Here is an 11,919-nt window from a genome sequence, read left to right as displayed (position 1 = left end):
AAATCATCCCATAAACAGCAAAAAGAAGGCAGCAACCTGATGGTTGCTGCCTTCTTATAGGAGTAGGACCGGTGGGGCTCGAACCCACGACCTGATGATTAAGAGTCACCTGCTCTACCAACTGAGCTACGGACCTTCGTTGTTGATATGTTAATTATAACATATAATGGGCGTAAAGGGTCAACCAATATACGCTTCGTTCGGCAGAGGCCGAACCGCAGACCGCTCCTTTAGGAAGGAGCGGCCTGCGATTCTAATAGGCGTTGCTTTATAGCCATGCATTGAATGCAACCACTATGATGATGGCTCCGCTTAATACGGTGCTGAATTGCCCTACAGTGAAGGAGCCTATGCGTATGTTGGCCACCTTCTGGCCGATAATCGCACCCAGCCATAGGGTGATGAAGCTGCCAATTGCCGCCGTCAATGATATGGCGATAGGGGACAGCCCGATTAATCCAGCGCTGAGACCATTGGTCAATGCATTCGCGGAAAGAGCGACGCCGAGTATAGCGGCTTCGATAAGGTTAATGCTGCCGGAACGGTCTAAATCGGCTTTTTCCGGATTGGATATTAAACCTTCGAGGCCGATATTCCCTGTCTCAGGAGCAGAAGCCCGCTTGCTCCGGGGCACGGTCAGCAGCACGATGCGCACTCCGACGACCAGCAATATGAATGTTGCCAGTAAGGTTGGGAGAATGCCGGGAAGAATGGTTGAAATCCATTGACCGAATAAGATTCCTGACATACTGAACAAGAAGCAAATGGCCGCAATAAAGGAGTTCGAGAGTAAGCCGATGCGAATTTTCCGGATTCCATACGATATGCCTACACCTAAATTGTCAATGCTCGATGCCGCCGCAAGCCCCAAAATCATTAACCATGCCATTGTTGAAGCACCTCCTTGTCATTGTGTTCCGTGTGGGCATGAAGTAAAAGACGCACCTCATTCATCATAGTGTGGGACGATTCAGAATAGGATGGGGGCACGATTTTTGTAGGTTTCCTCTTCTTGTTTTCACTGCACACGCCCATGTGAAATTGCTGCTTGAATACCTCATCGATGTAGTACACATTCTTGAATACGTGAGCATCCCTGTCACTTTCCAGGTGGTAATGCAGACATGACATACAATAGTACATGTTACCATCTCCCCTTCTTGTTGTCATTACGCCGACCCTGTGGGTCTGACTGTTGAGATATCTTATGTGCATCTGTTGAGAAAGGTGCATCGGGCTGAGCTATGAATTGAGAAATCTTCAACATTGCGATCCGGGCCTGTCGAAAATGATGAAATGGGCGAAAGACGGCAAGATTGGTGAGCAGACGTTCCTCATTCGTGCATATACTGATAGCGATAGACCGTGTTCCATATTTCACAGGAAAGGATTGAATTGACAATGTCGGACCATCAAGGGACAGAGGACTTGGGAATGCTGTTGAAAGATTCGTTGAAGCAACAATCCCTTTCCATGCGAAAATTAAGCGGGCTCACGAATATCGATACAGCAACGATTTCCAGAATTATCAACGGCAAGCAGCCGGCAAAGCTCGACCATCTGCGCCGATTCGCGGAGCACCTTCATCTCCCGATGGATAAATTGCTGGAAGCGGTAGGATTGAATAAAGGGACGCAGCATAAAGAACTGCGCGAGGAGATCGGTGATTCCGTGGCGACCATTCAGGAATTGCTGCATTCTATCCGGCTGCTGGATTATCAGGTGACGGCAGAGCACGTTCGCCAAGAACTGGCGAAATATGAGCAATATGCGCAAACGGAAGAAGGGAACCGCATCATTTTGGAATCTTTTCATAGCAAAGTGAAAGAAGTAAGCGGATGGGGGCCCTTCATCAATCAATTGCATTACATGTTCTCAAAATATTGCGACGAACGCGTAACTCCAGAAGATCGGTATATCTTGGGAAGCGCGCTCTTGTATTTTATTTTGTCGGCAGATATTATTCCGGACTATTTGTTCCCTATCGGCTATATCGATGATGTCATAGCTGTGCAGCTCGCCATGGAGCGTCTGTCTTCTTCTGACAATTCGATTGCTTGAGCGAATTGCGGGAGCATCCGATCCAGTATTTGTCACTGTTCGTTCAAACATCGTTCACCTTCCGTTCATATTGGACTAATAATTGTGATTTAATTTATAGCTACAATAGATAGCAGGGAAGAACATTTTTCCAATACCGAACCGTTCGCGGCAATTCGTGAACAGGGTGAATGAGTTGAGGGGGCATTGATGTGAATAAGAAATTTGCCATTGCGGCATCCACACTTCTTCTCGCCGTGGCTTTGGCTGCATGCGGCAGCCAGGGGAACGATTCAGCGGCAAAAGATGAAGGTACTTCAGCAACCGCTTCTTCGGGCGATGTGCAAGCCGTCACGTTGAAAGCGTCCAATTTTGAATTTGATCAGAAAGAAATCAGGGTAAAGAAGGGCCAAACGGTCAAATTGACGCTTGAAAATAGTCAAGGGATGCACGGTGTAGAAATACCGGATTTGAAAGTGAAGCTAGACTCGCCGGGATCGACTGAGTTTGTGGCTGACAAAGAGGGAACATATGAATTCAAATGCTCGATTATGTGCGGCACCGGTCATAATGATATGGTCGGCAAGATCATCGTCGAGTAAGGATTAGATAATAAGCAGCGCATGGTCCAATCAATTCATGGATCATGCGTTTTTGTTTTGTCAGCAATTCGTTCATGTCCGTCTACATGAGCTTCGTATATAATGGAAAAAGAGCTCGTTGCATTAAGGAAGCGAATTGGAGAGGTGAAGATATGACGTGGTTGAATGAACTCGTTGCCATGCGATGGCGTCAAGAAGGAGAGCGGTACGCCAAGAATGTCAATGAATTTGTGCGCAAAGGGTTGACCGAGGGCTGGGATGCAGTGGACGAGGGTGCTTTGCAGGAGGACGGCCGCCGCGAGCTGGCGGAACAAGTATTCGGAATGGTAGCCGCCGCGAATGAAGCAGGAGATATCGAACAGCTGCGCAGCGCGCTTCCGCCGGCCACGTGGCCGTTATTGGGAGCGTTCGAGGATAGAATTCAGGCGGTGAAATCATTGTTTTTCATCGATGAGCATACCATTGTCTTCCGAGCAGGCGCAACCTGGGAAGCGGGCTGCATATATGTCGGCAGCGAAGAAGGGGACACGAGGCAATTCGAGCACATCACGCTCGTCGGTCGTTCTCCTAATTGTGAAACGTATGCGCTTGTCGACGAGGAAGGCATCCGCACTTTACGTGGAATACATAATGATTTGACAGGAGAGCTGCTGCACTCTTTTTCTTGGAACGACATACTCGACTCCATTAAGAGTTTGGGGTGTCCTATGCAGTCCTTGGCGGACGCAGAGCAGCCTCATGAGCAACTCACGGAAATTATCCCGTTTGCTGACGGTAAGAAGCTGATTGTTGTGTCCAATCTAGGAATCTATCTGATTGAAGCCGGAGTAGCGAAGCTGCTTCATCCGTCTGCAGAAGAAATCGAGGATTGGAGCAGTGACGATGTTGAAGCCATCTGGCTTGATATGGTTCATGCTGCGCTGTCGCACGATGAGAAGCATATCGCTCTTGGAAGCCAAGGAAGCTCACACCTGCTATACGACGCGGAAGGTAATTTGAAGGCAGAAATCTATCCCGAGAGCAGCTATCCGCATTGCTGTTTATTTAGCGGAGATGATGAACGCATATTGTTCAATTCTTGCCATTTCTACAATGGCATTACGCTGTCCGCTTCCATACAAGAGGCACTTGCTTCAAGTCCGCTGGAGGCCGGAGAGGAGGATATCATTGAAGACGGGGCCCGTGTGTATGCCGCTGCTGTTCGTGGCGATGAGATGATTCTAGGAGATGCCTACGGTTATTTGAGAACCGTAAGGCTTGACGGAGCATTGTCGTGGCAGCATTTTTTGGGCAGCACGATATCGGGCATTACGGTCAGTCCTTCGGGCAAGCGGTTAGCTGTCGGTTCGTACGGAGGCATGCTCCATCTACTGGATTTGGATACGGATGAACGTGACCCTTACGCGATAGGGACCGCTGCACATCGGGAACTGGCTCGATGGATCGTATGGAAGGGACTAGAACAGCCCTTGCAGTGGTAACGTATGGCTTCCTGCTCAGTAAAGCAACCTGCAGACTGTATCAGCTATAGCTGAATCACGGGATGAAAGAAGGAGTTCATCATGAAACGAAGCTTGAGTCTGGAACTGGAAATGTCATAGTAGTGGAACAATTAATACTCATTAGGGAGGTGTAGCGGGGTGCAATTGGTCATCGTTCCGGTTGACGGATGCTGGGATATGGAAGAGCTGCTTCCTTATATAAGCGAAGAGCGGAAAAGTAGCATTGCTCGTTTCAGACAAGAGATCGACGCAAAGAGAACGCTGCTATCCGAATGCATCGTGCGCGCGTTGATCATATCCCAATACGGGTGTTCAAATGAACACATTCGATTTGAACGGCACACGCATGGCAAGCCTTATGCGGCAAGCCATCCCGATTATCACTATAATGTCAGCCATTCGGGGGATTGGGTCGCATGCGCCGTGGCGGATCTTCCGCTGGGCGTAGATATCGAGCAAATCCGTCCCATCGAGTTGTCGATTGCAGAACGCTTCTTTGCCGCTTCTGAAACGGAGGCGATCCTGTCATTGCGCGAAGCGGAAAGACTTCCGATGTTCTATAAGATTTGGACATTGAAGGAAAGCTTCGTGAAGGCGGAAGGGACAGGGCTTACCGTCCCCCTTGACAGCTTCGCATTCACCGTAGGCGGCATGGATGACATTCAGATGGCTGCACGGAATCAAGAATACCGTTATCGTTTCAGGATGTATGCTCCCGACCCGGAACATATGCTAGCCGTGTGCGCAAGCGGCTGCGAGTTCCCGGATCAGCCATGCAAGCTGTCGGTGTCAGCGATAACCGAGGCGCTTTGCGGAAGAGACGTTTTGACGCTTGCATAAAGACCGTATTTTCATATACAAACCGCCATTCGGCACGAAGGACATGATTGTTTCATTCCTTCGCCGGACGAGCGGTTTGTTTTTTATTCGAAATCGAAACACTCAATAATCTCCGTGAGGTGCTGGCTGCTCAAGATTCCAATGCTTCAATCGACTTCAATACATGATCGATTAAGGAATCGATGTCATCGATATGGCTTTCATTCACTTTTTGGCGAAACTTCGCCCTGATTCGATATACCCCATTGTCGGCTGGCTCAGCTGATATACTCGTTGTTGCATCGCCGTATGGCTCTAATTGATATGAGCGCTCGTGAATAATATCCGCCGATTCAGCCCAGAGAGCAGTTAATTGTTCATGAACGTGATGGGAGTGAACCGCCTGCTCTCCAGGCAACTCGAAGGTAAGCTGGAGCTCTGCTCCGGGCTCTTCATCAACGATCCGTATGCCGCGAAGCTCACCGGTGAAATCAGCCAAGCCGCTCGAAATTTGAAGCTCGGCGATACAACTGCCATCCTGCGGCTTTACTCTCATTCGAAACGTCCGGTTGTATCCCGCCAGATCGATAATATCTTCGCGTCCGACGATCAGTATGCCAGCTTCTCTTTCCACATCATACAGCTTGCCTTCGAATACCACTTTCAGATTGTCGAATATCGTTGGGTCAAACATTGCTTATGCCTCCAGTCGTTCTAACCTTCTTTATTTATAATCAATCTTAGTACAACGCCACCTCATCAGTAAAGGAAGGAGCAGCATGTATGGCACTGCATGAGCATTTATGCGAAAATGGAGTAAAAATGGATTAGGGGTGCTTCGCTTTTGAAAACAATAGGCCTTATCGGCGGCATGAGCTGGGAGTCATCTTTACTTTATTACCAAATTATAAATCAGCGAGTAAAAGCAAAGATAGGCGGGCATCATTCTGCAAAAAGTCTGATGTACTCTGTAGATTTTCAAGAAATCAAATCCCTTCAACAGCTAGGCAACTGGGATGAAGCCACAAAAATGATGATTGATGCAGCGCGAAAACTGGAAGCTGGCGGAGCCGATTGTATCGTCATCTGCACGAATACGATGCACAAGATGGCAAGCGAAGTAGAAGAATCGGTATCTATCCCTTTACTGCATATCGCTGATGCAACTGCGAATGAAATCATAAGAGACGGAGTAAAAAAAGTCGCTTTGCTGGGAACCGCGTACACGATGGAACAAAATTTTTACAAAGGCAGACTCATTGACAAGTATGGGCTGGATGTCGTGGTTCCGGATGAAGAAGAGCGGGGGATTGTACACGATATCATCTATCATGAGCTATGTCTTGGAATTATTAACGAAGAGTCTAAGCAATCCTATGTAAAAATTATTGATAATCTTATTCAACAGGGAGCTGAAGCCGTTATTCTTGGATGTACTGAAATAGGGCTGCTCATCTCACAACATAATTGCAGTATACCCGTTTATGATACAACAAAAATTCATGCTCAATGTGCTGTCGATTTTGCGTTGGGCGTGCCGAGTGGCGCGGCCTTGTCCGCTGTAAAAGAGTGCATAACGGATTGATGCTTCATGTCGTAAATTTACACACTTGATGTCGCCATATTAAACTTTTAATTCGAGTGAGCTGTGTTATATTGAATGCAGGTGTCATTATTTTATATACAAAGGGAGAGATGGCTGTGTCACTTCGCATCGGAAAATTAAGCTATTGGCACGTGCATGCTTGGGACTATACAAAACAGGCGGAAGAACACCCTGAGACGATAATAAGTGCGGTATGGGATGAAAATCCGGAACGCGGCAAGCAAGCGGCAGAGAAGCTGGGCGTGCCTTTCTATGCTTCGCTTGATGACATTTTGGCCAGTGATATCGACGCCGTTATTGTAGATACGCCGACTCGCATGCACCGGGATGTGATGATTGCGGCAGCTAACGCCGGCAAACATATTTTCACCGAGAAAGTGCTTGCGCCCACGTTGAAAGAAGTTAATGAAATTTTGGAAGCGGTGGAGAAGAACGGCGTGAAGTTAACGGTGTCGCTGCCCCGTTTGAATGATGGTTATACGTTGACGATTCAGCAAATATTGGCCCAACAGCTGCTCGGAAAAGTAACGTTGGTTCGTGTCCGCTTATCTCATAACGGCGCGATTGCCGGGTGGCTGCCAGATCATTTTTATAGCCTGGAGGACTGTGCAGGCGGCGCGCTGATCGATCTTGGCTGCCATCCGATGTACTTAACGCGGCTATTCCTAGGAGAAGAACCGGTTGATGTCTCGGCTCAATATGGCTATGTTACAGGAAAAGCGGTGGAAGATAACGCGGTATCGATGCTTTCGACGCAATCAGGTGCCGTAGGCATCGTCGAAGCGGGCTTCGTGAATTCGTATTCACCGTTCACGGTGGAAGTGCATGGAACGGAAGGAACACTCCTGTACGGAACCCCGGAAGCGAAGCTTCTGCTTCGGACTAACCGCCAAGGAGCTGAACTAGCACACGATTGGCAAGAACAGCCGTTGTTGTCCAATCGGGATAGCGCTTTCCATCAATGGGTCAGTCATATTCAAAATAACACGAAGGCAGAGGAGAATATCCGAATGGCGGTGGAATTGACCAAATTAATGGAAGCCTCCAACCGCTCGGTTGCAGAACGTCGCGCCATTGGTCTGGAGGAGCTGGAACACTAATCCGAATTTCAGGAGGTGTTATTCAATGAATTCTTTTCCATACGAAGTGATGTGGGAGCGTAAGGATGCATTGGAACGCCTTGATTTGCGGATCCGCTGGGGACATTATGAAATCCGGGTGCTCCGGTTCCATCTAACGACGTTTCCACCTGGCAAAACGGTAGGATTTCATAAACACTCAGAGTTTGAATTCCACTTCATTCCCCGGGGAAAAGGTAAAGTGATCATGGAGGATCGATCGTTCGATTTAACCGCAGGCATGTTCTATGTAACGGGCCCTGGAGTCATGCACTATCAAGAAGCCGATGCGAGCGAAGCGATGGACGAGTTATGCCTGCATATCGATATCGTGGACCGTTCCTCGGCCCCATCTATCGGCGATGATCGGAATGTAGATAAGTGGGAAATCGCAGACTCCGGCAGTTGTATTGAAATGCTGGAATCCTTGCCGCTGCAGCCAGCCATAGATAAACATGACGCGATGTGTTGTTTTCTTGAAGCTTATCAGGCTCGCTGCGACAATACCTTAGGTTCGTACACGGCGATTAAGCACAGCATTATCCAAATCTTGCTGCGCGCGGTAAAAGCCTATGATATGAAAGACATGCCAGCCAGTCTTCCATCGCGCGACTTGAACGCGAACCGCTATCGGCTCGCTCTGCAATATATACGTGCCAATTATGCGGGCATGATGACGTTGAAGGATGTGGCCGAGAAGCTGAATATAAGCTCGCGCCAGCTTCAGCGTATTTTGAAAGCGCACCATGATAATTGGTCGTTCTGCGCTATTTTGGAGGAAGTGAGGCTGGATGCGGTGTGCCGGAAGCTGGTGGAAACGCGGCTTCCCATTGAAAAAATTTCCGTGTCCGAAGGGTTTGCAAGCGCAAATTATTTGCACGCCGTATTTCGCAAACGATTCGGAATGACCCCTTCGCAATATCGCGAGCGGGAGTTCAAGTCCAGATAGCGAAGCTCTGCTGTATTTCATGCGAAATATAGCAGAGCTTTTTCGTTCATATAGCATGCAGGCTGGTGATGTCTGAAATGAAGTTCGTCAGGAATGCTTCAGCATCCGAACAACAGCAGACATACGATGACCAAAAGCAGGAAAAGAACGAGGATGATATCCGTATGAGTCAAAGCGGGGGACGACCTTCTGTATTCAGCACAACTGTTCGCCATGTATGCTGAACCCCTTTCACCTTACCGTAATAATTCATTGTATGAAGAAGGCCAGCCTTTCTGATTGGACACCTATCCAATTAGGTGCTGACATTGAAGCAGGAAGAGCGGATTCCGCTCTGTACATAAACATTATTATGTTAACTTAAGCGTCAAATAATTATGATTCCTAAAATGTAATGCATCGATTTTCCTGAGTTTAATACTAGCAGTCATCACTCTAGCAGAGCTCGTGCGGCAGGTATCTTGTTACTCTAGCGATTGTCAGATAGCCAGTTACTTGAGTGACCGCTATGCAGCCAATTCCTCTGTTGATTGCCATGTGGTCAATTCCTCTAATGATCGTAATGAAGTTGCTTGATGCATATGCCTAATCTTCCATCCAATCAGTACAGAGACAGCGGGCGAATGCTCACCTCATTACAGGAAGCAGTTGGTCATATGGATTGCACCTATTTCATCGCCCGAACTGTGGGAGACAGAAGAGCAATACACTATTTCCTGAAGTAAGGGGAGAATGAAGCTAAATGGTTGAGAACGAACAGAAGAGACAGCAAATTGTGATTCATGCGGTTCGGGGAGGGTGGCACTTGGTGGATGAACTTCATGTCTACTAGGAAGGCGACTCTTATATTGGTGGGCTCTGAAAACGTCAGAGTAGGAGGTTCTATAGAGGCAGAGGCAGCGCTATGTTCGAAGCTTATAATTGACGTGAGTGATAATAGGTGCTGAGGTAGCTTGGTATCTTCTTATGATGCGCAAGAGGCACCTTTTTTTTCTATCATCCTATCCATTATAGGGATAGATTGGATGAACTGGTGTACCGTTCGAATTTACTTGGCAGCGACCGTACTGTAGCTAATCGTGGAGTAAATAATGCGATAGCAGTCCGAACAACATACCCGGACTGCCATTTTTATGGGGTGAGATAATTAAGGGAGTTTGCGTTCCTCTTTGTCGTCCGGTCGATCGCGGCCGGTTCCTATATTTACAGCGCCCTGCAATACGAAGGTAAGGAGAGAGATGCCGACGACAGCCAGAAGGCGAATAGGCCCGTTCGATACAGAAGTGTATGCTTAGAAGCGTGAATCCATTACTTGCGAAGGTGAACGTTCTGGATTCGATGATCGGTATCCTTGCTTAGGATGAGCTTGGCGCGGCCTTTGGTCGGCAGTATGTTTTTAGTCAAGTTCACCTGATTGATGTCTCTCCAAATACTTCTTGCTCTAGTAATGGCCTCTTCTTCCGTCAATTCGGCATAGCGATGAAAGTAAGACGTCGGATTCTGAAAGGCCGTATCCCTCAGAAGCAGAAAACGCTCGACATACCACTTCTCCAAGTCGGGTTCCCGCGCTTCCACATAAATGGAAAAGTCGAAAAAGTCACTGACAAATACACTGGCTTCCCTGCTCACCTGCAGGACGTTGATGCCTTCGAGGATGAGAATGTCAGGCTTCTTGACCTTTATAGTCTCATCTGGAATGATATCATACGACAAATGGGAATAGACCGGAGCATGCACCTCGGCTTGTCCTGCTTTAATGTCCGTCAGAAATTGTATGAGCCGCTTCGTATCATAGCTTTGGGGAAATCCCTTCTTGTTCATCATGCGCTTATCTTCAAGTATCCGGTTCGGATACAAAAAACCATCGGTCGTCACGATTTCCACTTCGGGATGCTCTTCGTATTGGGACAACAGTGCTTGAAGCAGCCGTGCTGTCGTGCTCTTGCCTGCGGCAACGCTCCCGGCGATTCCAATGATGTACGGCACTTTGTCTGTCTTTTTTTGCAAAAAGGAAGCTGTTGTCGCTCTCAATTGCTGCGCTGCCGCCACATGGAGGTTAATCAGCTTCGTCAAGGGAAGATAGATGTCTTCAACCTCGTCCACAGATATGCGCTCATTAATGCCTTTCAAGGACTCAAATCGTTCCGGAGATAAAGACAGGCGAGATTGCTCATGAAGCCTGGACCAGTCTTCCCGTTCGATTGTTATGTAGGGACTGAAGATATGCATACTATACCTCGCAATCGGAGTAATATGTTCGGTATGATTCATTGACATATTGTCTCAATAATAATGACCCCAATATAAAACAATTGTCAAGAGGTTCCGTTCGTAGTTCAACAATTTTCACGGATGAATGATGTTATGGAACTTGTAATCTCAAGCAGCTCATTGTATAATTTATACAATTTACGACAGGAGGTGTGAAGAGGTCGATGATTTATTTCCTGTTTTTTGCAAGAAGCGGGGAGCGACACCTTTTACACCCGGGCTGGGTTCGATGGACACATCGGGTAGGGCGTTGATTCGTCCTACTCTTTTTTGTGTTTCCCTCCTCCTTTCTTACGCAATCGGTCTGCAATCAAATTGAAGATCGTGTCCCTGAGAACGAAGGAAACCCCTTTGCTGTAAAATAAAGTTAAAATATTTTTACACGAGGAGGTTCTCGCATGCGCTTTATGAAAAGAACGGCCATCGTTATAACCGGACTGATCGCCGCGATAACGATGACTGTGAGCGATTCAATCCCATCTGTCCATGCTGAAGAAAGCGTCAAATATGTGCTTTACATGGAAGGTAAGCAAGCGAACGAAACGGATATGTTCATTCAGAACGGACAGATGTTTGTCTCGCTGAAGCAGTTGGCAGCGGCTTTTGGGCTCCCGCTCACATACTCCCTTACTGATGAACTGTTTACGTATCATGACTATAAGCTTGCAGCCGGCGATCATACGGTCTTGGTATGGGGGAACAGTTATCGGGGGTATCAGATTAACATTCGTGCTGCGGGCGAGGAAAGCTGGGAAAATGATGCCGTAGTATACAAGCCGGAACTGAACTGCCAGCCTGAATCGGATTATTGTGAAGTAATCAAAGAAAAATACCGCGGTCCTGTCGCACGAGACGGAAGTTTGTACGTACCTGCACGTATGATAGCCAAAGCATTGGACTTGACGATGGATGTGCAGAAGAAAAACAATCAATTCTTTGTCGACTTGGTCAAACGATAATAGAGTATAACAAAGGCCTTTCACTGGATACAATGCAGTTCCAGTGAAAGGTC

At 47.6% G+C, this 11,919-nt stretch carries 12 protein-coding genes, 1 tRNA gene and 1 pseudogene; 9 read left to right on the top strand and 5 right to left on the bottom strand.

Translation table 11 applies throughout. The features are described 5' to 3' along the window. Positions 1-63: 63 nt before the first annotated feature. The 3 genes from A372_RS0117165 to A372_RS39605 form a co-directional block, all read right to left on the bottom strand. Positions 64-136, bottom strand: a tRNA-Lys gene (locus tag A372_RS0117165). Positions 137-268: 132 nt separating this feature from the next. Further along, positions 269-889 carry a sporulation membrane protein YtaF gene (ytaF, locus tag A372_RS0117160; RefSeq protein ID WP_019422115.1) on the bottom strand — a complete coding sequence of 207 codons (621 nt, stop codon included), beginning with the start codon at positions 887-889 and terminating at the stop codon, positions 269-271. After that, positions 877-1,131, bottom strand: coding sequence for a DUF3973 domain-containing protein (locus A372_RS39605; protein WP_443146842.1), 255 nt, complete (start codon positions 1,129-1,131; stop codon positions 877-879). The genes ytaF and A372_RS39605 overlap by 13 nt, the downstream gene beginning before the upstream one ends. A 270-nt stretch (positions 1,132-1,401) precedes the next feature. Between A372_RS39605 and A372_RS0117150 the strand changes: the two genes are divergently transcribed. The 4 genes from A372_RS0117150 (at position 1,402) to A372_RS34140 (ending at position 4,984) form a co-directional block, all read left to right on the top strand. Next, positions 1,402-2,061, top strand: coding sequence for a DUF1232 domain-containing protein (locus A372_RS0117150; protein ID WP_019422113.1), 660 nt, complete (start codon positions 1,402-1,404; stop codon positions 2,059-2,061). 191 nt (positions 2,062-2,252) lie between these two features. Further along, entirely contained in the window at positions 2,253-2,642 is a 390-nt protein-coding gene (locus A372_RS0117145) for a cupredoxin domain-containing protein (protein WP_019422112.1), read from the top strand. A gap of 152 nt (positions 2,643-2,794) precedes the next feature. Then, positions 2,795-4,123, top strand: a complete 1,329-nt coding sequence (locus A372_RS0117140) for a hypothetical protein (protein WP_019422111.1) — start codon at positions 2,795-2,797, stop codon at positions 4,121-4,123. Between the two features lie 159 nt (positions 4,124-4,282). Beyond that, positions 4,283-4,984: a 4'-phosphopantetheinyl transferase family protein gene (locus A372_RS34140; RefSeq protein WP_019422110.1), complete on the top strand. Its 702-nt coding sequence runs from the start codon at positions 4,283-4,285 to the stop codon at positions 4,982-4,984. Between the two features lie 130 nt (positions 4,985-5,114). Here the strand turns inward: A372_RS34140 and A372_RS0117130 are convergent, their stop codons facing one another. Next, positions 5,115-5,657 (bottom strand): hypothetical protein, encoded by a 543-nt coding sequence (locus A372_RS0117130; protein ID WP_019422109.1) that lies wholly within the window; start codon positions 5,655-5,657, stop codon positions 5,115-5,117. Between the two features lie 150 nt (positions 5,658-5,807). Here A372_RS0117130 and A372_RS0117125 point away from each other — a divergent pair, with 150 nt between their 5' ends. The 4 genes and pseudogenes from A372_RS0117125 to A372_RS39600 all read left to right on the top strand — a co-directional run. Beyond that, complete coding sequence (locus tag A372_RS0117125; RefSeq protein WP_019422108.1) at positions 5,808-6,548, top strand: aspartate/glutamate racemase family protein; 741 nt, start codon at positions 5,808-5,810, stop codon at positions 6,546-6,548. A gap of 116 nt (positions 6,549-6,664) precedes the next feature. Further along, the gene (locus A372_RS0117120; RefSeq protein ID WP_019422107.1) at positions 6,665-7,669 is read left to right on the top strand and encodes a Gfo/Idh/MocA family protein; all 1,005 of its coding nucleotides are present in this window, start codon (positions 6,665-6,667) and stop codon (positions 7,667-7,669) included. Positions 7,670-7,694: 25 nt separating this feature from the next. Continuing rightward, the gene (locus tag A372_RS0117115) at positions 7,695-8,636 is read left to right on the top strand and encodes a helix-turn-helix domain-containing protein (protein ID WP_019422106.1); all 942 of its coding nucleotides are present in this window, start codon (positions 7,695-7,697) and stop codon (positions 8,634-8,636) included. A gap of 1,003 nt (positions 8,637-9,639) precedes the next feature. Next, a pseudogene (locus A372_RS39600) lies at positions 9,640-9,759 on the top strand (hypothetical protein); the annotation flags it as partial. Positions 9,760-9,944: 185 nt separating this feature from the next. Here the strand turns inward: A372_RS39600 and coaA are convergent. Continuing rightward, positions 9,945-10,865 carry a type I pantothenate kinase gene (coaA, locus tag A372_RS0117105; RefSeq protein WP_019422104.1) on the bottom strand — a complete coding sequence of 307 codons (921 nt, stop codon included), beginning with the start codon at positions 10,863-10,865 and terminating at the stop codon, positions 9,945-9,947. A 440-nt stretch (positions 10,866-11,305) separates the two neighbouring features. Here coaA and A372_RS34135 point away from each other — a divergent pair, with 440 nt between their 5' ends. Further along, complete coding sequence (locus A372_RS34135) at positions 11,306-11,866, top strand: hypothetical protein (protein WP_019422103.1); 561 nt, start codon at positions 11,306-11,308, stop codon at positions 11,864-11,866. Positions 11,867-11,919: the final 53 nt, after the last annotated feature.

The sequence above is a fragment of the Paenibacillus sp. OSY-SE genome, assembly GCF_000283315.1.
GTDB classification, from domain to species: Bacteria; Bacillota; Bacilli; order Paenibacillales; family Paenibacillaceae; genus Paenibacillus_B; species Paenibacillus_B profundus.
Note: the sequence above shows the minus strand (reverse complement) of the source record. Positions and strands in the feature narration are given on the sequence as shown.